Here is a 25160-nt window from a genome sequence, read left to right on the forward strand (position 1 = left end):
CTATCGGTTGAAGAAGTCGCGGAGCGCTTCGCCGACGTGGGCGAGGGCCGGGGGCTGCATGAGCTTGGCGTGGGAGAAGGGGGCCTCGATCACCTCGAGCGCGGGGATCAGCGCGCGCCAGACATCGAGGTAGTCGTAGTCGGCGATGTAGGGGTCGAGGCCGGCGCCTGCGCGGACGTAGAGCACCGCAGAGGCGGTGTAGGGCGCTGGCTCGTAGCTGCGGTAGACCTCGGAGGCGTAGTCGTTGACCTCGCTCGAGCCGCGGAAGATCCCAAACAGCTCGTCGGCGGGGAGCTTGGTCTTCCCGCGCTCGTGGATCAGCTCGACGAGGCGAGCGATGTGCAGGCGCGGGGGGACGCCCTCGAGATCGGCGGGGAGGATGCGCTGGGCGTCCTCGCCGTAGCCCGTGAGGAAGTTTGCGAGGGTGAGCATCATCGCGGTGACGTCGGCCTCGCGCTGGGTCATGTCGTAGATCCACTGGGTCGGCGGGTAGGTGTCGAAGAGCACCAGGGCGGCGGGGGGCTCGCCCGCGCGCGCCAGCTGCTGGGCCATCTCGAAGGCGACGAGGCCGCCGAAGGAGTAGCCGCCGAGGCGCCAGCCGCCGCCGGGCTCGGCCGCTCGCGCGCTCTCGATGTAGTGCGCGACCATGTCCTCGAGGCGGTGGAAGGGCATGCGCTTGCCGTCGTTGCCGCGGGCGTGGAAGGCGTAGATCGCCTGCTCGGGGCCGAGGACCTCGGGGAGGTTCACGAAGCTCTGCGAGAAGCCGTAGGAGCCCGGGATCCAAAACGAGGGCGGGGCGGCTGGCGCGGCCGGGCGCTGGAGCGGGACGAGCTCGGGCGCGAGGCGAGGGCGGCCCTTGGCGCTCGCGGCCGCCGCGGGGGGCTGCTCGCCTCGGGAGTGTTCGGGGGAGCGCTCGGGGGCGAGCTCGGCCGCGAGCGCATCGCCATGCTCGGCCAGGAGGTGCTCCGCGATCTCGGCGATGGTCTGACGGCCAAAGATCTCGGTCTGGTTGAGGTCGAGGGCAAAGAAGCGCTCGTTGAGGGCGCTGATGAACTCGGCGACCTTGATCGAGTCGAGGCCAAAGCCGATCAGGTCGGCCTGGGGCGGGATCTGTGCCGCGTCGAGGTCGAGGACGCCCGAGGCGAGGGCGGTCAGCTCCGCGATCAGGCGCTCGGTCAGGTCTGTGTTGGGCGCGGAGTTGGGCGCGGAGCTGGGCTGGGTCGGCGCAGGGGCAGGCGCCTCGCCAGCTGGGCGCGCCGCCCGGGTCGCGGCTGCGCGCGGGGGCTTGGCGGCGAGGGGCGCGGGGCTCTCGTCGGTGACGCCGAGGAAGCGCTCGATTCGCGCGCGCTGCTTGGGCACGACGACGATCACCTGATGTTCGCCGAGGCCGCGGGCGACCTCGAAGGCCTCGAGCCCGGCGGGGATCTCGAGGTAGGCCATGCCCGAGAACTCGAGCGCCGCGGCCTCGTCGGCGCCCTCGAGGCGAAAGCCTCCCTCTCGCCACAGCGGCCAGTTGATCGCTAGCGAGTGGCCCGGGGCGCCCTCGCTCGCCCGCTGGCCGGCGAAGGCGTCCATGTAGCGGTTGCCCACGGCGTAGTCGCCCTGGCCCATGTCGCCGAACTGCACGGAGGTCGAGGAGAACAGGGCGAAGAGGCGCAGGGGGTCTTCGCGGGTGAGCGCGTCGAGGCTGCGGGTGCCCTCGAGCTTGGGGGCGAGTGTCGAGCGGAAGCGCTGGTGGTCCTTTTGGGTCAGGGGGAGCTGGTTCGCCACGCCCGCGCTGTGCAGCACGACCTCGAGCGGGCCGAAGCGCGCGCGGGCGTCGGCCACGGCGGCCTCGAGCTGGGTCGGATCGGAGACGTCCGCGCGCAGGTAGATCACCTCGCCGCCGAGCGCCTCGAGCTCGGCCAGGGCGGCGCGCTTGCCTTCGTCGAGGGCCGAGCGGCCGAGGAGCGCGAGCCGGGCGTGGTAGCGCTGGGCGTAGTAGCGGGCGAAGATCAGCCCGAGGCCGCCGAGGCCGCCGGTGATCAGCACGACGGGGCGCTCGCTCGCGCTGTCTTTCGTGGTCGCGGCGCTGGCCGGGGGGATCGGCAGCGCCGTGGCCCGGCGGCGCTCACGGAGCGCGCCGCGGTAGCGCAGCTCCAAGCTGGGCTCGCCGGCCTCGCGCGCGTCGAGCTCGGCCGTGAGCAGGGCGAGCTCGCGCTCGAGGGCCGCCGCGTCGAGGCCGACGAGGGTCAGACGCGCGCGCGGGAAGATCGTCGGCAGCGCGGCGCCGTAGCCCGCGAGGGCCTCGAAGCCGGCGCGCTCGCCCTGTTCACGGCCCGGCTCGAGCGGGTAGGCGATCATCACCTGCTCGAGGGCGCGCTTTTGCTTGAGCGCGGCGTAGCCACGGAAGATGAAGAAGAGCGCATCGATGGGGTCGCCTGCGAAGGCGCTGGTGAGCACGACCTGGGCGGGCAGGAGGCCGCGCTCGTGCAGGCGGCGCAGGGCCTCCTCGTAGCTGGGCTCGCGGGTGAGCTCGATGTCGAGGGCCTCGCGCGGGCCGTCGAGGCCAGCGCTGGCCAGGCTCGCCCCCGCGGCGTCGAAGATCAGCGCGGGGGCGGGGGGCGTGGCGTCGCCGGTGGGGGCGGCGAGCGGGGCGGGGCGCCAGCGGTAACCGTAGTAGGCGGGGCGCGGGCCAGGCTGATCAACCTGATCAACCTGATCAACCTGATCAGGTCGGACAGGTTGGGCGGGCTCGAAGATGGTCTCGCCGCTGGGGCTCAGCCAGCAGCGCATGGGCGCGAACGCGTAGGTCGGCAGGTGGACGAGGCGCGGGCGCTGGTCGGGCCACAGCGCCAGCCAGTCGAGCTCGGCGCCGGCGGCCCAGCGCTGGGCGAGCTCGCTCAGCGTCCGCGCGGCGAGCAAGGGCGCGAGGCTGGGGTCTTGGCTGGGGCGCCTGCGCGGCTCGGGCTGGAGCGCGCCTCGCCAGCAGCGCGGGTGCTCGCGGCCGGCCAGCGCGGCGTCGAGGGCCTCACCGAGCTGGTCGAGGTCCTCGGCGAGGATCGCCACCCGCGCTGGCATGGCGTCGCGGCCGGTCTGAAGCGTGAAGGCGATCTCGGCGAGGGCGGCGGGGTCGGCCGGCCAGGCCGTGATCGCCTCGCGCAGGGCGAGGAGCTGGGCCTGTAGGCGCTCGGGGGTCTTGGCGGAGATCGGGACGAGCTGGGCGCGGGGGTCTGCGAGGCGCGGGCGCGCCTCGATGTGCTCCTCGAGGATCAGGTGGGCGTTGGCGCCTCCCATGCCAAAGGAGCTCACCGACGCGCGGCGCGGGCGAGGCTGGCCGAGGGCGTCCGTGGGCGCGGGCCAGGGGCGGTGCTCGGCCCGGACCGTGAAGGGCGAGCGGCGGAGATCGACGAAGCTGTTGAGCGCCTCGAAGTGGCGGGTGCCGGGCTGGCGATGGTGGGCGAAGGCCAGGACCACCTTGAACACGCTGGCGATGCCGGCCGCGGTCATCAGGTGGCCGATGTTCGACTTGACCGAGCTGACGGCGATCGCGGGCTCGCTGGGCAGCGCTCGCCCGCGGGCGGCGTGCAGGCGCGTGAAGGCCTCGCGCAGCGCCTTGAGCTCGATGGGGTCGCCGAGCAAGGTCCCGGTCCCGTGGGCCTCGACGTAGTCGACGGTCGCCGGGTCGACGTCGGCGGCGGTGTAGACCGACTCGATCAGCTCGACCTGGGCCTCGGGGTTGGGGGCCGTCAGCGAGGAGGCGTGGCCGCCGTGGTTCTCGCCGACGCCACGGATGATCGCGTGGATCGGGTTGCCGTCGGCGAGCGCGGCCGAGAGCGGCTTGAGGGCGATCATGCCCACGCCCTCGCCGAGCAAGGTCCCCGAGGCCCCGCGATCGAAGGCGCGCACGCGGTGGTCCGCGCTCAGGGCTCCGGCGTGGCCGAAGAACACGGGCACCAGGGGGTTGAGCAGCACGTGCACGCCGCCGGCGAGGGCCAGGGTGCAGCGGTCACTGCGGATCGCCTCGACGGCGCGGTGGATCGCCACCACGGCGCTGGAGCAGCCCGTGTTCACCGGCTCGCTGGGCCCGCGCAGGTCGAGCATGAAGGACAGGCGGTTGGGCAGGATGCACTGGGACAGGCCGAGGGCGCCGTGGGCCTCCATCTCGGGCAGGCGCTCGCGGACGAGGTCGGCGTAGTCGGCGTTGGCGACCCCGACGAACACGCCCGTGCGCGAGCCGGCGAGGCTCGAGGGGCGGACGCCCGCGTCCTCGAGCGCGCGCCAGCCGTGCTCGAGGACCAGGCGGTGCTGGGGATCCATGAGCGCGGCCTCGCGTGGCGACACGCCGAAGAAGAGCGGGTCGAAGTGGTCGACCTCGTCCATCAGGCCGGCCCAGCGCGGGGAGAATTTATCGGTCGCGTGGTCTCGCCAGCGCCAGCGTTCCTCGGGGACCTCGACGACGAGCTCGCGGTCCTCGACGAGGTTGGCCCAAAAGGCCTCGAGATCGGGGGAGCCGGGCATGGCTCCGCTCATGCCGATGATCGCCACGGGCTCGTCGACGAGGCGCGCGGCGGGCTGGGGCCGCGCGGGCTCGACGGTGGCAGCGGGCGCGGCCGCGGCCAGCCACGGCGAGGCCAGGGGGTCTTCGGCAGGCTCGCGCGCGAGCGTGGGGGTCGAAGGGGGCTGGGCCTGGGCTTGGATGGGGGCGAGAGCTGGGGCGGGGCCGTGGTGGGCGGCGACGGCCTCGGGGAACTCGGCGATCAGCTGGCTGGCGACGCTCGCCAGGGTCCGCGACTCGAAGAACATCGTCGGCATGGCGTCGACGCCGTAGCGGCGGTTGAGCGCGTTGGTGAAGTCGATGGTGGTGATCGACTCGAAGCCGAAGTGCGCGAGGTCGGCGTCGACGTCGAGCTCGTCGAGGGGGAGCTTGAGCAGCTCGGCGGCGATGCGGCGCAGCTCCGCGGTGACCTCGGCGGTGAGGCGCTTGGGGTCCTCCGATGCGGGGGCGCTCGGCGCTGCGCTCGGTGTGGCTGCGGCCGATGTCGGCGCGCTCGGGGCCTGTGAGGCGCGGCTCGCCGCGGGGCGGGTGGAGCCGTCGTCGAGCAGCTGCCTGCGGATGCGGGGGAGGTCGCCGGCGAGCGCGGCGAGGCGCGGCCGACCGCTGGCCAGCCCGCGGCGCAGGAGCGCGAGGCCCTCGTCGGCGTGGAGGCGGCGGACGCCGAGGGTCTGCTCGAGCCAGACCAGGACCTGGGGCGAGACGTCGCCGACGCGGCCGACCTCCCACAGCGGCCAGTCGATGGTCAGGCTCGCGCCAGCGCGGGTGCCTGCGGCGACGGCCGCGTCGCGCCAGCTGGCGAAGTGAGCCATGAAGGCGTGGGCGAAGGCGCTGTCGGTCTGCGCGGGGTTGCCGAGCACGGCCGAGAGCGAGGAGCAGAGCACGAAGCGGGCGAGGGGATCGCCGGCCGTGGCGCGGTCGAGGGCCACGGTCCCGCGCACGCGGGCGGCGAGCACGGCCTCGACCTGCTCCCGGGGGCGCTCGCCGACGTAGCCCTCGAGCAGCTCGCCCGCGGCGTGGACGACGAGATCGAAGGCACCCCAGCGCTCGCGCTGGGCGGCGAGGCGCGAGCTGAGGCGGCCGTCGTCGGCGAGCTCGAGGGCGGCGTACTCGACCTCGGCGCCGCGCTGGCGCAGGCGCTCGAGCGCCGCGCGCACGCGCACGTGGTCGCCGGGGCTGCGGCCGAGGAGGAGCAGCCGGGCGCCCTCGAGGGGCGCGAGGTCCTCGGCGATGGCGAGACCGAGTCCGCCGGTGCCGCCGGCGATCACCACCCGGGGCGCGGGCGGGAGCAGCTCGGACCAGGGCGGGGCCACGTCGGCCTCACCCACGCCCAGCTCGCGCAGGCTTCGGCGCCAGCGCAGGCCATCTCGGACGCGGCGCTCGGGCTCGAGGGTGTCGTCGTCGCCCGCGGACATGTCCGCGAGCGCGGCGACGACCTGCGCGGCGAGCTGCGGCGGCGCGAGGGGATCGACGAGGTCGAGGCGGGTGAAGCGAAGGGCGCTCCGCTCTTGATTGGCCGAGCGCGTGAAGGCGCCGAGGGAGGCGTGGACGGGGTGCTCGCGGCCCTCGGGGGAGCGGGTCGCGATCACCACGCAGGCGCGCGCCGCCGGGGACCTGGCGCCGGCCGCATTGCCGCCGGCCGGGTTGCGACCAGTCGCATCGCCGCCCTCGAGCAGGGCGGCGGCGAGGCCGTAGAGCGTGAACAGCCCGGCCTCGAGCGGGGCGTCGAGGGCTGTCGCGGCGTCGGAGGTCTCGTCGAGGGGGGCGCGCTCGGCCAGGGTGCTGGCGAGGACGATCCACAGGGGCCCTGATTGGGCGTGGGATTGGGCGTGGGATTGGGCGAGCTCGACGAGGCGGCGAAGATCCCCGGCGTGGCCGAGGCGCAGGGCGACGCGGCTGGCGAGCGACCCCTCGCCCGAGCGCGCGCTGAAGTCCGGGCCAGCCTCGGCGCAGATCAGGGGCACGCCAGGCATGGCCGCGGACATGGCCGTGGCCAGGGCAGGGTCCGCGCCGATGAGCAGCGCGGCGCCGGGGCTCGCCGTCGCTTGGGCGCGAGCGGGGCTGGGTGAGCGCAGCGGGGTCCAGGCGGGCTCGAGCAGCAAGCTGGTGGGCTCGGCCTCGCGCAGGGCGAGGACGCGGGCGACGTAGCCGCGGATGTCGACGACCGGACGGCCCTCGTCGTCGACGATCGTGATGTCGAAGCGGGCGGTGCCCCGGCGCGCGTCGCCGGTGGTAGCGACCAGGCGCAAGTGGGCGTAGGCGCGGGCGGGGATCGGCGCGTGGATCTCGAGGGCGTCGATCGACAGCGGAAAGAGCGAGCGCGAGGCGAGGCGGTCGAGGCCGCCGAAGGCCACCGAGGCCTGGACGGCGCCGTCGAGCATGGCGACCTGGAGGCGCTGCTCGCTGGCCGCGTCGACAGGCTGCTCGAGGCGGACGAGGACCTCGTCCTCGCCGACCCACAGCGTGTGGATCGAGCGCAGGGACGGCCCGATGCGCACGGGCGGGGCCGCGTCGGCGGCCACGCTCTCGGCGTCGGGGTAGAGCGCGGCGGCGGCGAGGGGGGCCCCGCAGCGCTCGCGGATCGCCGCGAGCTCGAGGCGCGTGGGCGAGGCGCTGCTCGGCGGGGCCCAGTCGAGCAGTCCGCGGGCGTGGACGCGGCGCGCGTCCTCGCTGCGGCTGTCGACCTCGAAGGCGAGGGCGTCGGCGCGCGGCTCGAGCTCGATGTGGCTGCGCTGCTCGGTGGCGGTGGCGCTGATCGCCAGGGGCTCGAGCCAGGCCACGCGGCGCAGGCGGGTCACGGGGCGCTCGCTGACCAGGGAGCCCGCGGCTTGGGCGAGCTCGAGCAGACCGACGCCGGGGATCACCGGCTCGGCGAAGACGATGTGGTCGCGAAACCAATAGTCCTGGGGATCGAGGGCGATCTCGTAGCGCAGGCCAGAGAGCGTGGTCCGGTTGGCGAGCAGCATGGGGTGCGGGCGCTGACCGCTGTGATCGAGATTGTGGCCGTGGCCGCTGTGGGTCTGGAACCAGTAGCGGCGACCTTGGAAGGGCGCGCTCGGCAGCGCGAGGCGCTGGCGCGGGCCGTCGTGCAGCCGCGACCAGTCGAGCTCGGCGCCCTCGACCCACAGCAGCCCGAGCTTGGTGAGCTTGCGGGCGCGGCACAGGCCGTCGAGGAAGGCGGCCCCCTCTTCGCCCTCGAGCAGGCGCTCGAGCAGCTCGCGTTTGTGTCCGTCTCGGCCGGGCTTGGCCGTCACTGCCGCGCTGTCCTGGGCGAGGGGGCGCAGGGCGTGGGCGAGGCTCGCCCACGAGTCGACCTCGACGGCGAAGCGCTCGGCCATGGCGTCGCGTCCGACCTGGAGCGTGTAGGCGAGATCGCAAAGCCGCGCGCTCGGATCACCCGCGCGCTGGGCCTCGACGAAGCGCAGCAGCGCCCGGGCGGAGGCGCGCAGGCGCCCGCGGCTCGCGGCGGAGAGCACGATGAGCTGCGCCAGCTGTGGAGCGTCGTGGCGCGCGGGTGACTGATCCTCGACCAGGCCGGGGGCCTCCTCGAGGATCAGGTGGGCGTTGGTTCCGCCCGCCCCGAAGGAGCTCAGCGCGGCGCGGCGCGGGCCGCTGTCTGGCGCGGGCCAGGGCGCGAGCGCGCGCTGGACCCGGAAGCGGCTGGCCGAGAAGTCGAGGTTGGGGTTGGGCGGATCGGCGTGCAGCGAGGGCACCAAGGTGCGGTGTTGAAGCTGGAGGACGATCTTGGTCAGCCCGGCGATGCCCGCGGCGGCCTCGAGGTGGCCGATGTTCGACTTGACCGAGCCGATGGCGCAGTCGGGGAGCTCGGCGCCCTCGGTGGCGGGCGAGCCGTAGCCGCGGTCGAGGCCGCGCAGCTCGATGGGATCGCCGAGCTCGGTGCCGGTGCCGTGGGCCTCGACGTAGCCGACGCTGCGCGGATCGACGCCGGCGCGGGTGAGCGCGGCGTGGATCAGCTCGGCCTGCGCGCTGGGGTTGGGGACGGTGTAGCTCGTGGTCTTGCCGCCATGGTTGACGGCGCTGCCGCGGACGCGGGCACGGATCGCGTCGCCGTCGCGCAGCGCCGCCGCGTAGGGCTTGAGCAAGACGGCGCCCACGCCCTCGCCGGGCACGAAGCCGTCCGCGCCCGCGCCAAAGGTGTGGCAGCGCCCGCTGCGAGACAGCATGTGCATGCGCGACATGACCACGTACTTGGCGGGGTGGGTGTAGAGGTTGACCCCGCCGACCAGGGCCGCCTCGCACTCGCCCCGGGCGATGCTCTCGCAGGCCAGGTGCAGGGCGACGAGCGAGGACGAGCAGGCCGTGTCGACGACCATGCTCGGCCCCTCGAGGCCGAAGAGATAGGACACGCGGTTGGCGATCGACCAGGGCGAGGAGCTGGGGTGCGCTTCGTAGTTGCCCTTGGCCCACTGCTCGGGGCCGTAGAGCTGGTAGGTGTTCGTGGTCACCCCGACGAACACGCCGACCTTCGCCTGGCTCGGGCGCTTGCGCGGCGAGGCGAGGGGGAAGCGGTGGCCGCTGTCCTCGAAGGCCTGCCAGGCGCACTCGAGGAACAGCCGCTCCTGGGGATCCATGGTCTCGGCCTCGCGCGGGGAGATGCGGAAGAAGGCCGCGTCGAAGCGATCGATGTCGTCGAGGAAGCCGCCCCACTTGCAGTAGGACTTGCCCTTGGCCGCGGTCTGCGGGTCGGGATCGAAGAAGCGCTCGACCTCCCAGCGGGTGGCGGGGACCTCCGAGATGGCGTCGTGTCCGGCGCAGAGGTTTCGCCAGAAGATGTCGAGATCCGGGGCGTCGGGGTAGCGGCCGGCGAGGCCGACGACGGCGATGTCGAGGCCCTCGACTTGCGCCGAGCTGGCGCGCGCGCGGTGCTGTCCGGGCTCGGCGGGGGCGGGCTCGCTCGATGCGTGCGCGCGGGCGCGAAAGCTGGGCGCGGGCGCTGGCTCGACGGGCGCGGGCGCGGGCAGGTCCGTGCGACGGTCGTCGCGCGGCGCCTGGGCGAGCTCGGGCGAGCTGGCGGGGCTGGCGAGGCCGAGGCGGCTGGCGAGGGCGTCGGCGTGCTGCTCGACGAGCAGGGTTCCGAGCTCGCCGAGGGTCTGACACTCGAACATCAAGGTCTTGGGCAGCTCGCCGAGTTCGCGGACGAGCTTGACGTTGAGGCTCTTGACCATGACGGAGTCGACGCCGTACTCCTCGAAGGAGAGCGCGGGATCGATCTCGGACAGGGGGATCTCGGTGACCTCGGCGAAGATCCGCGCGAGCAGGCGGGTGACCGCGCCCTCGAGGGCGCGGGGGTCGTAGTCGGGGGCGTCCTGGCGCGGGCTCGAGGCCTCGGGGGAGGCGCTGGGCGGGGGCGCCATCAGCCGGGTGAGGGCCTCGGGGTCGCCGTGGGCGACGGCGACCACGGGGGCCTCGCTGCGCAAGAGCAGCTCGAGGGCCTCGACGCCCGCGGCGAAGGGCAGCTCGTGCATGCCCAGGCTCGCCATGAGCTCGCGGACCTCGGGGGCGAGGCGCATGCCGGGCCCGTCCCACTGCGGCCACTGGATCGCGAGGCTTCGTCCGCTGCGCTCGCCGGTGAGGCGCTGGCGCTCGCGTCGGCGCACGAAGGCGTCCATGAACGCGTTGGCGTAGGCGTAGTCGGCCTGGCCGGGGTTTCCACGCACGGCCGCGAGGGACGAGAAGACCACGAAGTGCGCGAGGTCGTCGTCTCGAGTCGCGCGATCGAGGTGCTCGAGGCCGGAGACCTTGGCGGCGAAGGTCGCGGCCGCGTCCTCGGGGCGCTTGTTGACGACGAGGGCGTCGGCGAGGGCCCCGGCGAGATGGAAGACCCCGTCGACGCGGCCGAAGCGGGCGCGGACCTGGGCGAGGAGGGCCTCGACTTCGGCGGCGACGCCAAGATCACAGCGCAGGTAGATGGCCTCGCCACCGCGCGCGCGCAGCTCGTCGAGCAGACCTGGCGGGGGCGCCTCGGCGCGGCCCGTGAGCACCAGGCGGGCGCCGTGGGCCTGGCACAGGTGGGCGGCGAGGCGCGAGCCGATGCCGCCGCAGCCGCCGGTCAGCAAGAACACGCCGCCGCGGCGCAGGCCCTCGGTGTTCGGCGTGGGCGCGGGCTGGTGCGCGCGGACGAGGGTCGGGGCCCTGCGCTCGCCCGCGTGCCAGCGGACCTCGGGGGCCTCTCGCGCGAAGTCGTCGAGCTCGGAGAGCAGGCGCGCTGCGTCGATATCGTCGCCAAAGCCGACGCTGCGACAGCGGACGCGCCGGCTCTCGACGGCCAAGGTCCGCGCGAAGGCGCCAAAGGCCGCGTTGGCCGGCGTCGGGAGGCCGGCGTGCTCGCGGTGGGGGACGAGGATGTCGACGGTCTTCGCGGCGCTGGCGGGGGCGCGCAGCAGGGCGCGGCACAGGCCGAGCAGGGCGAGGGCGCCTCCAGCTGGGTTGGCCTGGTTGGTCGTGTCGGCCGTGTCGGCCGGGGCGAAGATGAGCTGGGCTGGGCGCACGCCGGCCTCGCGCATGGCGGTGAGCAGGGCCTCCCAGTCCCAGCGACCGGCAGCGTCGACGCGGCAGCGCCAGCCGTCCTCGGTCGCGTGGGTCCGATCGCTCGCGCAGACTCGGATCAGGCGACGTCGCGGCGCCGCGGCCCGCAGCCGCGCGCTGAGCCGGCCGTCGTCGTCGAGCACCAGCAGGTCGCCGACCACGTCGGCGCTGCGCGGGCCCTCGGGAAGCAGCGGGTAGGGCCGCCAGCGAGCCTCGAAGTAGCAGGTGGTGGCCGCGGGTTCGGGGGCTGGATGGGCTGGGGCCGCTGGGGCGGCAGGCTCGGCGCGCCCTGCTTGCTCGAGGGGAGGCCACAGCAGGCTCGAGGTCGGCGCGTCGAGCCAGTAGCCGCGCTCGTCGAAGGTGTAGGTCGGCAGGCGCAGCCGCCGGGCGCTGGCGGGGTCGTGGAGCAGCGCCCAGGCGCAGACGAGGCCGCTGGTGTAGAGGTCGGCGAGGGCGACGAGGGCTCCGCGGCGAGAGCCTCGGTCGAGGGCGCTGCTCGCGAGCAGCGCGCCGAGCTTGTCGAAGAGCCCGCGCTGGGCCTGGCTCGGCGGCGCGAGCTCGCGCCCGCAGCTAGGCTGAGCGAGGGCGGCGCTCAGCTGCGCGCGCAGCTCGTCGAGATCGTCGACGACCCAGGCGATCCGCCAGCGCATGTGCACGCGCCCGCGGTGCAGGGTGTGGGCGAGGTCGGCGAGCTCGAGCGCCCCGGCCTCGGGGCCCTGGCACAGGTCGAGCAGCGATCGCAGGCGAGCCGCGAGCGCGGTCTGGGTCCTGGCCGAGAGCAAGATCAGCTGGGGCTCGCCCGCGGCCCGTGGCTCGCGGGGCGCGGGCGCGGGGGCCTCCTCGACGAGGATGTGGGCGTTGGTCCCGCTGAACCCAAAGGAGCTGATCGCGGCGATCCGCGGGGCGTCGGCGCGCCGCGGCCACGGGCGCAAGCTGGTGTTGACGAAGAAGGGCGAGCCCTCGGCGTCGATCAGCCGGTTGAAGCCGTGAAAGTTGAGCGAGGGCGGGAGCTGCTCGTGGCGCAGGCTGAGCAGGACCTTGGCCAGGCCGGCGAGGCCCGCGGTCGAGAGCGGGTGGCCGATATTTGTCTTGATCGTCCCGATCGGGCAGTAGCCCGCGCGATCCGTGAACTGGCGGAAGGCGTCGGTCAGCGCGTGATACTCGATGGGGTCGCCGAGGGCGGTCGCCGTGCCGTGGGCCTCGACGTAGCTGATCTGCGCCGGGTCGACGCCGGCGCGCTCGTAGACCGCGACCTCGAGGGCGGTCTGGGCCGCGCCGTTGGGCGCGTTGATCCCCGCGCTCTTGCCGTCTTGGTTGATGCCCGAGGCGCGGATCACCCCGTGGATGGGATCGCCGTCGGCGAGGGCGCGGTCGAGGGGCTTGAGCAGCACGACGCAGGCGCCCTCGCCGAGGACGAGGCCGTCGCTGTCGTTGGAGAAGGCGTTGCAGCTGCCGGAGCGCGAGAGCGCGTCGGAGCTGGCCATCGACACGAACAGCCCCGGGGTCGTCATGAATTCCACGCCGGCGGCGATCGCCAGCTCGCACTGGCCGCTGGCCAGGCTCTCGCACGCGAGGTGGAGGGCGACCATGGACGAGGAGCAGGCGGTGTTGATCGGGATCGCCGGGCCGCGCAGATCGAGGAAGTAGGCCGCGCGCGCGGGCAGCATCGAGATGTCGTTGCCGCCAAAGAGGTGGCTGTCGGTCACGTCGAGGGCCGAGAGATCCTGGGACTGCAAGCGCAGCTGGTAGTCGGCGCCCTTGCAGCCGACGAAGATCCCCGTGCGCGAGCCGGCGAGGGCGTCGGCGGCGTAGCCTGCGTCCTCGATGGCGCGCCAGCACTCCTGCAAGAACACGCGCTGCTGCGGGTCGAGGAAGCGGGCCTCTCGCGGGCTGAGCCTGAAAAAGCGGGCGTCGAAGCGATCGATGTCGGCGACGAAGCCCCCTCGCCGGGCGTAGGTCCGACCGCGCTGCTTGGCCTCGGGGTCGTAGATCTCGGCGTGGTTCCAGCGCTGGGCGGGGACCTCGGTGATCGCCGAGCGGCCCTCGCGGAGCATGGTCCACAGGGCGTCGAGATCGGGGGCGCCGGGGAAGCGACCCGAGATGCCGATCACGGCGACCCGCGAGCTGTCGAGGGCGGGGGCGCTGGCGCGGGGCGAGGGCTGCTCGGGGGCGGGCTGCTCGGGCGCGGGGGCTCGGCCCGAGCCGCGAGCCTCGCGGGCGCTCCGGGGCGAGAGGGGGACCTGCGAGAGTCGCTCGTAGGCCTCGATATAGGACAGCTGGCCAGCTTGGACCTGCTCGAGGATTTGGCGCTGGGTCGTCATCGGTCGGTCAAGATCCCTTCGGCTTCGGCGATGCTCGCGTGCCCCGATCCGAGCCGGCGCAGCACGTCGAGGAGCTCTTGGTCCTCGCGGTCGTGGCCGTTGGAGCCGGGTTCTTTGGGCGGTGGTGGAGCCGGCGCTTTGGCGCTCGGAGGTGTGTCTGCGCGCTGGGTCCCGCCCGCGTCTGCGAGCTGCGGGTAGTGCTGCAGGAGGTACTCACACAGCGCCCTGGGCGTGGGCAGGTTGAACATGTCCGTGCCGCGCAGGCGCACGTCGAGGGTGGCGTTGAGGTCGTTGATGAGGTCCACGGCGAGGATCGAGTCGACGCCCATCTCGGCGAAGGGGAGGTCGAGCTCGTAGTCCTTGGCGGGGATCTGGAGCACGCGGACGATGCACGCGCGCACGCGGGACTCGATGCCCGCGGGCGAGTCGGCCGTGGGCGCGCTGGTGTGTCGAGGCGCGCTGGCGTGTCGGGGTGCGCTGGGGGTCGCCTGCGGTGTTGGTGAAGGCGCAGGTGAAGGCGTGGGCGCGGCGGGCCTGCGCAGGGCGGGCGCGGCGGGCCTGCGCAGGGCGGGCGAGTCGGCCGTGGGGGCGCGGGCGGGGACCCACGGGGACTTCTGGGCGACGAACACGGCCTGGGTGCAGCCCTCGGGTCCGGCCACCGCGGCGCCGTAGGTCAGCGCGCGCCAGCCGAGCGCTTCGAAGCGGGCCTCCCACATGTCGACGGAGAGCAGCGGCGAGCCCTCGATGCGCTGGGCGCTGTCCTCGAACAGGCGCCAGCCGTCCATCAGCCCGAAGGTCAGGGACATCACCGCCTGGAGCTGGGTGAGCTCGTAGAGCACGAGCACGCCGCCGGGCCGCAGCAGGTGATCGACGCGGGCCAGGGTCTCGTCGATGCGCCGGGTCGCGTGGAGCACGTTCGCGGCGACGATCACGTCGTAGCCGCCGGGGGTGTAACCCTGGGCCTCGACGTCGCCCTCGATGTCGAGCGTCCCGAAGTCGACGAAGGAGTAGCGCGGGCCGAACTCGGCCTTGCCCATGAGCTCGAAGGCCCGGGAGATGTCGGTGAAGGCGTAGCGCAGCCGCCCGTCGAGCTCGCTGGCGCCGGCGAGGGCGTCGAACACGTAGTTCGAGGTCCCGCCCGTGCCCGCGCCGATCTCGAGCAGCTCGACGCGGCCCTCGCGTGTGCCGGCCCGCGCCTTGGCGAGGGCGGTCACGACCTCGGCGACGATGCCGTTGAAGTAGTCGGTGACGAGGTTGCCGCGGTAGACGCCCTCGACGAGGGCCGTCGACGAGTTGGGGAACAGGACCTCCGTGGCCGGGACCTCGCCGCGCAGGACCTCGGGCAGGCGCTCGAGGCAGGCGAAGGCGAGCTCGATGGCGGCCTTGGCCTCGGCGTGGGCGGCGACGGTGGCGTCGCGGTAGCCCGCGCGATCGTCGACGGCCGCGCGCACGCCAGGGTCGCGCAGCGCCGCGGTGCTGACGACCTGGCGGCCGTCGAGCTCGACGAAGCCCCCGTCCTCGAGGATGCGCAAGAGCACGTCGAAGTGGCCGAGGAAGCTGGGGGCGACGCCCAGCTGGGCGCGCAGATCGTCGCGACGGTGGCGCTCGCCGGGGCGGGTCAGGGCGCCCATGCGCTGGAAGGCCGCGAGCAGCAGGACCTCGCAAAAGCGCACGGCGGCGGCGTTGGCCGTGCGGAAGAGCTCGAGGGCGTCGAGGTCTTCCGGGGCGCGCTCGGGGGGCGCGACGAGCTCGAGGTCGACGAGCGGGGCGGCCTCGGCGGGCTCGACCCGGGCGCTGGGGTCGAGGCCAAAAAAGCGCGCCCCGTGGTCGTCCGCCTTGACGCAGAGCAGCGGCGAGAGCTGGTGGGCGAGGCCGCGCTCGACGGCGAGGCTGCCCTCCTCGCGGGACATGAAGAACACGCCCTGGCCGGCCATGCGCGCGCGGCTCGAGTCCTCGATGTCGTTGACGTCCCAAAAGCCCCAGTTGATCACGTGCACCGGCCAGGGCACGCGCCCGCGCAGGGAGGCCGCGTAGGCGTCGAAGAAGGTCGAGGCGGCGGCGTAGTGGGCCTGACGCTCGGCCGCGAAGAAGGCGAGCATCGACGAGAAGAAGGCCACGAAGTCGAGCTCGAGCGTGGCGCAGACCGTGGCCAGGGCGTGGCTGACCTCGAGCTTGGCCGAGTAGACGTCGCGCAGATCGTCGTCGCTGATCTCGACGAGGGCCTGGGTCTTGAACACCAGGGCCGACTGGAACACGCCGTGGACCCGGCCGAAGCGGCGGCGGGCGCCGGTGAACACCCGCTCGAGGGCGTCGACGCGGCGGGCGTCGGCGCGCACGTAGACGACCTCGCCGCCGCTGGCCGCCATGGCCTCGAAGGCCGCGCGCATGCGGGCGTCGGGCTCGCGCCGACCGACGAGGATCAGCTTGGCCTGGTAGCGCTCGGCGAGGTGCGAGGCGAGCTCGATGCCCACGCCGCCGCCGCCACCGATGAGCACGTAGACGCCGCCGTGGGTGATGGCAGGGGCGCCGGCCGGCAGGTGCAGGGGGAGCAGGCGCCGCTCGTAGCGACGATCGCCGCGGATCGCCACGTCGCCGCCGGTGCGCAGCTCTCCCGCGGGGTGGATCCAGCGCAGCCAGCGGGTCAAGGCGGCGACCTCGGTGCTCGCCTGGGCGCGGGCGCGAGTGAGGTCGTGGCCGTCGAGATCGACGCAGGCGACCTCGAGCTCGGGGTGCTCGGCCGCGAGGCTGCGGCACAGGCCGACGAGGCCGGCGTAGTGGGGCGTGCTCGGGTGCTGGGGGAGGACGCGCTGGCTGTCGCGGGTGGCCACGCGCAGCTGCGGGCAGCGCTCGGGCGCGAGCAGGCCGCGGGCGTGGAGGGCTCGGACCAGGCGCAGCAGACCCACGAGTCCGCGCTCGCGGGCGCGCTCGAAGTCGGCGAGCGCGCGACCGGGGGCCGCGGCGTCGAAGAGCGCGGGCAGCCAGTAGACGCGGTGCAGGTCCGCGACCGGGGCGCTGCGCAGGAGCTCGGCGAGCAGCCGGTCCCAGGCCTCGGGGTCGTCGGCGTCGATCTCGAAGCCCGCGTCGACGCGGCGCTCGACCTCGCCCAAGCAGACGCCGATCACCTGGAGGTCGAGGCCGTCGAGGCCGCCGTGGACCGCGTCGACGAGGGCGCTCCACCCTGGCGGATGGACGACCAGGACCAGGCCGGTGTCGAGGGGCGCGAGGGGGAGGTTGGGGGTGTCGCTGGGCTCCCAGCGGGCGTGGGCGAAGTAGCGCGCGACCTCGGGATCGCGGTCTCGGACGCGGGCGCCGGGGCGCTCGAGCTCGGCGGCGGGCGCAGAGCTCGGGGCGGGCGAGGGGCTCGGAGCGGGCTCGGGGGCGGGCGCCGGGGTCGAGGCGCGCTCGCCAGCCTCGACGTCGAACCAGCAGCGCATGCGCTCGAAGGGGTAGCCGGGCAAGGACACGCGCCGGTGGTCGCGGCCCTCGTGGAGCGCGGTCCAGGCCACGCGCCGGCCGGCGACCCAGGCCTGGGCGAGGGCCTCGAGCTCCGCGCGCTCGCTGGCGGAGCCCGGGACCAGGCCACGCCGCGGCGTGAGCGGGTCGGCGTTGTCGGGGGCGCTGACCTGACCCGAGCACCCGGACACGACCTGCCCGCGGGTCAGCGCGGCCAGGGCGGTGAGCAGCTCGGCGTGGCTGGACACGACCCACGCGCAGCGATGGGCGAGCTCGAGGCGCCCGCGCTGGAGGGTCGTGGCGACGTCGCCGAGGGCCAGGGGCTCGCGCTCGAGGGCGGCGAGCAGGTCGGCGGCGAGCCTGCGCAGCTGCTCGGGGTTGCGGGCCGAGAGCACGATCAGCTGGGGCCCCGTGGGCGCGCGCTCGCGGGCCGCGGGCAGGTGCTCTTCGACGAGCACGTGGGCGTTGGTCCCGCTCCAGCCAAAGGAGCTGAGCGCGGCGATCCGCGTCGGGCCGGCGGGCTGCCAGTCGTGGAGCTCGCGGCTGACATAGAAGGGGCTGTGGTCCAGGCGCAGGTGCGGGCTGGGGCGATCGAAGTGCAGGCTCGGCGGGATCTGGCGGTGGCGCATGGCCAGCAAGACCTTGATCAGCGCGACCACGCCGCCCGCGGCCGAGGTGTGTCCGAGGTTGGACTTGACGGTGCCCAGGGCACAAAAGCGCTCCGCGTCGGTGTGCGCGCGGAAGGCCTGGGTCAGCGCCGAGAACTCGATCGGGTCGCCCAGGGGGGTGCCCGTGCCGTGGGCCTCGACCATGGTGATCCGCTCGGCGCCGACGCCCGCCCGGGCGTAGACCTCGAGCTCGAGCTCGCGCTGAGACTCGGCGCTGGGCGCCGTGATCCCGTTGGTCCGCCCGTCCTGGCTGACCCCGGAGCCGCGGATGACCCCGTAGATGTGATCGCCGTCCTCGAGCGCGTCGTCGAGGCGCTTGAGGATCACGGCGGCGGCGGCCTCACCGGGGGCGATGCCGTCGGCCTCGGCGGAGAAGGCCCGGCAGCGGCCCGTGGGCGAGAGCATGCCCGCGTGGCTCATGAGCACGTAGGGCATCTCGTTGAGGTAGAGGGTGACGCCGCCGGCGATCATCATGTCGGCCTCGCCGCGGGCGAGGGCCTGGCAGGCCATGTGCACGGCGACCAGCGAGGACGAGCAGCCGGTGTCGATGGTCGTCGCCGCCCCGCGCAGGTCGAGGAAGTAGGCGATGCGCGCGGACAGCAGCGAGCTCGCGTTGCCGAGCATGGCTCGGGCCACGGGGGTGTCGCGCGAGGCGTCGATCATCGCGCGGTAGTCGTCGTTGACCACGCCCGCGACGCAGCCGACCCGCGCCCGCGAGAGCCCCTCGCCGGCGTAGCCCGCGTCCTCGAGGGCGTGCCAGCAGACCTCGAGGAAGAGGCGCTGCTGCGGATCGATGTAGTTGGCGTCGCGCGGCGAGATCCGGAAGAAGAGCGGATCGAAGCGGTCGACGCCGTCGATGAAGGCGCCCCACTTACTGCGCGAGCGGCCGTGGCCGCCGGCCGGGTCGTAGATCGTATCGATGTCCCAGCGATCGCGGGGGACCTCGCGGACCGAGTCGACGCCCGCGGCGAGGTTCGCCCAGAAAGCCTCGGGATCGTCCGCGCCCGGGAAGCGGCCGGCGATGCCGACGATCGCCACGGCGTCGTCGCTGGCCGCCCGCTGGCCGCGGCGCGCGGGTCGAGCTGCGGGGGCGCTGTCCGAGACCCGGTCGCCGGGGTCGTGGGCAGCGCTGGCGTCGAGCGAGGGCGCCGGCTGAGCGGGCGTGGGCGCGCGCAGGCTGTCGCCGTGGCGGGCCGTGATCGCGTGGGCCAGGCGGCGCAGGGTCGGCTGGTCGTAGAGGTCCTCGACGTGGAGCTCGAGGCCGAGGGCGCGGTTGATGTCGTCGAGCATCTTGAGCCCCTGGAGCGAGTCGACGCCGAGCTCGGCGAAGGGGGTGTCGACGTCGATCTCGGCGGCCTCGAAGCCGAGGGCCGCGGCGGCGATCTCGGTGATGGTCGAGAGCACCGCGACGCGGGCGCTGCCGCCCGTGCTGGCGTGTGCCTGCGCCGCGGCCTGATGCTGGCCTTGGGCCTGGCGGGGCTGGGGCGCAGGTCCGCGCGGACCGGGGCGCGGGTAGATGTCCTCCGCCGACGCGAGCGCGGCGAGGTTGGCCCGCGCGAGGGCCTGGCGATCGTCGCGCTCGGCCTCGCGGGCGGCGTCGATCTCGAGCAGGACGTAGCGGAACAGCCGGGTGCGCAGGGCCTTGCCAAAGCGGTGCCAGCCGCGGTGCTCGTCCGCGCCCGCGGCGAGCTCGGGGAACTCGCGGTGGACCGCCGCGAGGTTGGCCTCGAAGTCCGGGTCGTGCAGGAAGTTGGCGATGGCGTCGCTGGCGTCCACGACCCGGCGCAGGGCCAGGCCGGCGTCGGCGAGCAAGGTCGCGAGGTTGGCCTCGGTGGCCGTGAACTGCCCGAGCTCGGGCATGCGGACGTCGGTGACCGTGCCCGCGACCATGTCGGCGAGCACGACCTTGCCCCCGGGCGCGAGGTGTCGAGCGATGTTCGCAAACAGCTCTCGCTTGGCGCCGATGTGGCAGGCGACCTCGAAGCCGATGACCAGGTCGTAGACCCCTGGGAAGTCGTCGCGGGCGCTGTCGCAGCAGGACACGCTGACGCGCTCGGACAGGCCCGCGGCGGCGATCGAGCGCCGGCATTGCTCGACCTGGCGGGCCGAGATGTTGTAGCCGTGGGCGCGCAGCGACGGCCGGGAGCGCGCGAGCTCGATGATGTCCGTGCCCACGCCGCAGCCGATGTCGAGCACCCGGCCGACGCGCTCGAGATCGACGAGGCCGTAGAGGCGCTGGCGCAGGTACTGCTGGCGCTCGATCACGTAGCGCTGCGCCTCGGGGTAGCGCGCCGGGTCGGCGAGCATGCGCACGGCGGAGAAGCCCGGGCGGATCTCGGGGAAGGGCGCGAGCAGGAGGTTCCCGCCTTGCTCGCGCTCGTGGTCGAAGTGATCGCTGAGCTGGTCGTAGTAGGCGGCGACCGGGCTGGCGGGGTCTCGCTGCGCCACGGGCTGGGCCGCGCCCTGCTGCTCTTGCTGCTGCGGCAGCTGGGGCGCGAAGGGGTGCGCCTTGGGGTCGAGCCAGCAGCGGCGACGCTCGAAGGCGTAGGTCGGCAGGCGCACGCGGGCGGCCGCGTCCATGGCGGTGTAGGGGCGCAGGTCGACGCTCGCGCCTGCGATCCAGCGCGCGGCGGCGTGGCCGAGCTCGTCGGCCCGGCGCGGCGTGAGCTCCTCGCTGGTGGCCTGGCGGGCGCTCCCTCGCCAGCGGCCGGCGCGGGCCGGCGATCCGGCGCGGGCCGGCGATCCGGCGCGGGCCGGCGATCCGGCGCGGGCCGGCTCACCGCGCAGGTGAGCCTCGAGCGCGGCCTCGAGTTCGACGCGGGTCGAAGCGACCACGGCCAGGCGCTCGCGCATGGCGTCGCGGCCGTGGGCCAAGGTCAGCGCGAGGTCGGCCAGGCGGAGGGTGTCCTCGCGGGGGTCGCGGAGGCGCTCGAGCAGCGCGCGGACCTGCTCGTCGAGGCCCTCGGCGCGGCGATTGGAGAGCAAGATCAGCGCAGGGGCGACGCGCTCGGGCGCGCGCGGCCTCGCCGGCGCCGCCTCGACGATCACGTGGACCTGGGTCCCGCCCGCGCCGAAGCCGTTGATCGCCGCGCGGGCGGGCTCACCCGCGCGCGTGGGCCAGGGCTCGAGGGTCCGCGGGATGTAGAAGGGCGAGGCCTCGACGTCGAACTCGGGGCTCATCGGCTCGCCCACGCTGACCGGGGCGAGCTGACCGGCGCGCAGCTCGAGCAGCACCTTGATCAGCTGAGACAGGCCGGAGGTCGCCTCGAGGTGGCCGATGTTGGGCTTGAGGGTGGACACGGCCAGGCGCCCGCGGCCGCTCAGGCGCGCGCCATAGGACGCGAGCAGGCCACGCCACTCGGCGAGGTCGGCCAGCTCGCCGCCGTAGGCCTGGATCTCCACGCAGGCGATCGACGCGGGGTCGACCGCGGCGCGGGTCAGGACCTCGTCGATCAGCCGCGCCTGGGAGGTGGGCGAGGGCAGCAGCGCGCCGGCGCCCTTGCCCTTGTGGCTGACGCCGATCCCCCGGATCACGCCGTCGATGGGGTCGCCGTCGGCGATCGCGTCGGCGTAGCGCTTGAGCACGACGGCGGCCACGCCCTCGCCGGGCACGAAGCCGTCGGCGCCGGCGCGGTACATCCCGCCCCCGCCGGTGGGCGAGAGCAGCCGACCCTTGCACATGCTCAGGTACTTGGCGCTGTGCAGGTAGAGGTTCGCGGCGCCGACGATGGCCAGCTCGCACTCGCCCGCGCGCAGGCTGGTGACGGCGCAGTTGAGCGCGACCATGCCCGAGGAGCAGGCCGTGTCGAGGGTGAAGCTCGGGCCGACGAGATCGAAGAGGTGCGAGACCCGGTTGGCCAGGGAGTAGTGTGAGCAGTCGAGGTTGGCGCCCTCGAAGCGCTCGCCCTGGTCGACCCCGAGCAGCGGATAGGTGTTCGTGGTCATGCCAAAGAACACGCCCACGCGCTCGCCAGCGAGGGCGCTGGGGGCGATGCCCGCTCGCTCGAGGGCCGCGCGCACGACCTCGAGGGCGTGGCGGTCCTCGGGGTTGGCGACCGCGGCGGCGGCGGGGGTCATGGCGAAGAGCTGGGGATCGAAGCAGTCGACCTCGTCGATGAAGCCGCCGACGCGGCAGGCGATCTTGCCCGCGTAGGCCTGGGCGAGGTCGGGGTCGTGGAGCGCCTGGGCGTCCCAGCGATCGCGCGGGACCTCGGTGACGCTCACGCGCCCGGCCGCGAGGTTGCGCCAGTAGTCGTCGACGTTGGCGGCGCCGGGGAGCCGGGCCTCCATGCCGATGATCGCGATGGCGTCGTCGGGCACGGTGGCGTGGGCGTGGCTGTGGCCGTGGTGACGAGGGCTGGCCGGGGTCGGGCGGGGAGCCGGCGCGGGGCGGCGGGCGGCCGGGGAGGCCTCGGCGCTGGCCTGGCGCGGGTCGTGGCCTCGCTCGCGAGGGGCGGCCGCCGGCGCGTGTGGGGCTGGAAGTGGGGCTGGAGCGGCCGCGGCGAGGGCGGGAGCCAGGCGCGCGCGCAGACTGGCCTCGTGATGCTCGAGCAGGTAGGCGGAGAGCTTGGCCAGGCTCGTGTGCTCGAGCAGCAGGGTCTTGGGCAGGTCGCCGAGATCCTTCTCGAGATCGATCACGAATTGCACGGCGACGATGGAGTCGAAGCCGTAGTCGGCGAACTCGCGCTGGGGGTCGAGCTCGTCGAGGTCGATCTTGGTCGCGCGGGCGATCAGCTCGCGCAGGTAGTCGAGGGTCGCGCGCTCGAGGGCGGCGGTGGGCGAGGGCTCCGGGGTAGTCATGATCGCAAGTCCGGGGTCGTGCGCGCGCGGTGGCGTGGGGGAGGCGGGGGAGGTGGGGGAAGCGGGGTCGTCGAGGTCGTCGAGCGCGGAGAGAGAGGGGCGCGGCTCGGCGATGGGGGAGCTCGGCTCGGGGGTGGGGTCGCCGAGGGCGGAGAGGGGCGAAGCGGGCTCGGTAGACGGCTCGACGCGACGCGCGGGCGCAGGCTCGGGTGTGGGCGCGGGCGCAGGCTCGGGCTCGGGCGCCTCGAGATCGGCGAAGAGCGGCCCTGGAGGGGGCGCCCCGTGGGCGACGATGAGCTGGGCCGCGCGCGAGCGCAGGGCGAGCTCCCAGGCGGTCAATCCGTCCTTCGTGGGCAGCTCGGTCCAGCCATAGTGCTCGCGCGAGAGCGCCTGGAGCCCGTCTTGACCGGTCGCGGTGCCGCCTTCGGCCCACAGCGTCCAGTCGATGGTCCGGGTCATGCCCTGGCGCAGGCCGGCCTCGCGGGCGCGCTCGCGCCAGCGCGCGAAGTGATCGAAGAAGGCGCAGGCGTAGGCGTAGTCGGCCTGCAGAGCCTGGCCGACGGCGCCGGCCATGGACGAGAACAGGCACAGGAAGTCGAGCCCCTCGGCGGCGGTGAGCTCGTCGAGGAGCAGCGCGCCGTCGAGCTTGGGCGCGAGGACCTCGGCGTAGTCTGCGTCGGTCTTGTGCAGCACGAAGCTGTCGCGCAGGACCATCGCCCCGTGAATGATCCCGTCGAGGCGGCCAAAGCGGGCGCGGGCGGTGTGGATGGCCGCGCTCGCGCCAGGCCGTGTCGAGACGTCGGCGGCCAGGTGCTCGACCTCGGCCCCGGCGCGGCGCAGCTGCTCGAAGCGCGCCTGGGTCTCGGTCGAAGGGGCCGAGCGCGACACGAGCAGCAGGCGCGCGCGGTAGCGACGGGCGAGGTGTTCGGCGAAGATCAGCCCGAGGCCGCTGGCGCCCCCGGTGATCAGGTAGACGCCGCCCTCGCGCAGGGGCAGCGGCGCGTCGCCGGGGCTGTGGGTCCGCGCCCGCCTGACGAAGCGCTGGTCGGCGCCGGCCAGGCGCAGCTCGGGCTCGCCGTCGTCGTCGAGCTCGGCGAGCAAGCGCGCGGGCGAGGGATCGTCGGCGAGGGCGACGGTGGTGTAGGCGTAGGTCGCGTTCTCCCAGCGCAAGGAGCGGGCGAAGCCGGAGATCGCCGCGTCCACGGGCAGGGCGTCCTCGCGCTCGGGGTAGGCGTAGAGCAGGCGCACGCCGACGCCGACCTGGGCACGCATCAGCGCGCGGGTCAGGCGGACGAGGGCGTACAAGCTGCGCGCGAGGGCGGGGGCGAGGGCCTCGGCTCGCGCCTGCCCTGGCGAGACGCTGTCGGCGAGCATCAGCACCCGGGTGATCGGCTGCTTCGCGGCCCGCTGGGCGTCGACGAGGGCGTCGAAGTCGGCGTCGCTGGTCGCCGTGAGCGGGTCTTGGCTGGCGCTCGCGTGGCGCTCGAGGCGTTCGGGATCGTCGCAGACGATCAGCAGTCGGCCGCGGCGGGGGGCTGCGGTCGCCGAGCCGAGGGCGCGCGGGCGCGGGACCCAGTCGGTCTCGAAGAGCAGCGCGCTGGTCTCGTCCGGGGGAGGATCGAGGGGGGCGAGGGTCAGCGGGGCGATGTCGGTCTGTGTTGGCGCGGGCGAGAGCGCGGGCGGCTGGGCGCGCGCGGGCGCGGGCAGGGGATCGACCCAGTGGCGCTTGCGAGCGAAGGGGTAGGAGGGCATGGCGCAGGGGATCAGCCCCTCGTCGCGGCGCAGGGCGAGCCAGTCGATGCGCTCGCCCTCGGCCCAGCGTGTGGCCAGGGTCGAGAGCGCGTCGCGGGCCCAGAGCTCGGCGCAGGGCGCTGCCTCGGCGTCGCCGCTCGTGCCGGCGCCAGGGGCCGCGCGGGCGCAGACGAGCTCAGGCAGCGCGCGATCGTCGAGCCAGGCCTCGAGCTGCGCGCTGACCTCGGACCAGCTCGTGGCCACGAAGGCGAGGCGCCAGTCGAGGGCCTCGCGGCCGACCTGGAGGGTGTAGGCGGCCCGCCGCAGGCTCGAGCGACGCGCGGCTTCACCTTGCGCGCGCGTGCGCTGGGCGAAGGCGAGGAGGGCCTCGGCCACGGCGCGCAGCCGCGGCCGGGACCAGGCGGAGAGCAAGAAGAGCTCGGGGGTGTCGACGCTGGCGTCGGTCGTCGCGGCGCCCGGTCGATCCTCGATCCACTCTTCGATCAACAGGTGCGCGTTGCTTCCGCCCGCGCCAAAGGAGCTCAGGCCGGCGCGTCGGGGCAGCTCGCGCCCCGACGCGTCGCGCAGCCGCTGCCACGTGCCGAGCTCGCGCTGCACGTAAAAGGGCGTGCCCGCCCACTCGATCGCGGGGTTGAGGGTCTCGGCGTGGAGCGAGGGCGCGAGGGCGCCGTGGCGCATCTGCAAGAGCAGCTTGGTCAGGCCGGCCACGCCGGCGGCGGACTCGAGGTGACCGATGTTGGACTTGAGCGAGCCGATGGCACAGCTGTGGGGGCGCGGGTCTGTGGCGGCGGTGGTCGCCGAGGCGAAGGCGCGGGCGAGGCCGCGGACCTCGATGGGATCGCCGAGGGCCGTGCCGGTGCCGTGGGCCTCGACGCAGGTGAGCGTCGCCGGATCCCAGCGCGCGTCCTCGAGGGCGGCCGCGATCACCCGGGCCTGGGCCCTGGGGTTGGGCACGGTGTAGCCCTTGGTCTTGCCGCCGTGGTTGATCGCCGAGGCGCGGATGATCCCGTGGATCCGTCGACCGGCGGCGCGGGCCTGGGCGAGGGGCTGGAGCAGCACGGCGCCCACGCCCTCTCCGGGGACGTA

General features: G+C 74.4%; 2 protein-coding genes (1 of these 2 only partly in view). Both read right to left on the reverse strand.

Annotation, left to right across the window (positions count from 1 at the left end):
• Entirely contained in the window at nucleotides 1–13401 is a 13401-nt protein-coding gene (locus tag G6O69_RS22850; RefSeq protein WP_172305631.1) for an SDR family NAD(P)-dependent oxidoreductase, read from the reverse strand.
• Nucleotides 13398–25160: the 3' portion of an SDR family NAD(P)-dependent oxidoreductase gene (locus tag G6O69_RS22855; protein ID WP_172305632.1), read on the reverse strand. 10011 nt of this gene lie beyond the right edge of the window; 11763 of the gene's 21774 nt are visible here — the last part of the coding sequence; its start codon lies off the right edge, out of view; it ends in the stop codon at nucleotides 13398–13400. The genes G6O69_RS22850 and G6O69_RS22855 overlap by 4 nt, the downstream gene beginning before the upstream one ends.

The organism is Pseudenhygromyxa sp. WMMC2535 (assembly GCF_011083025.2).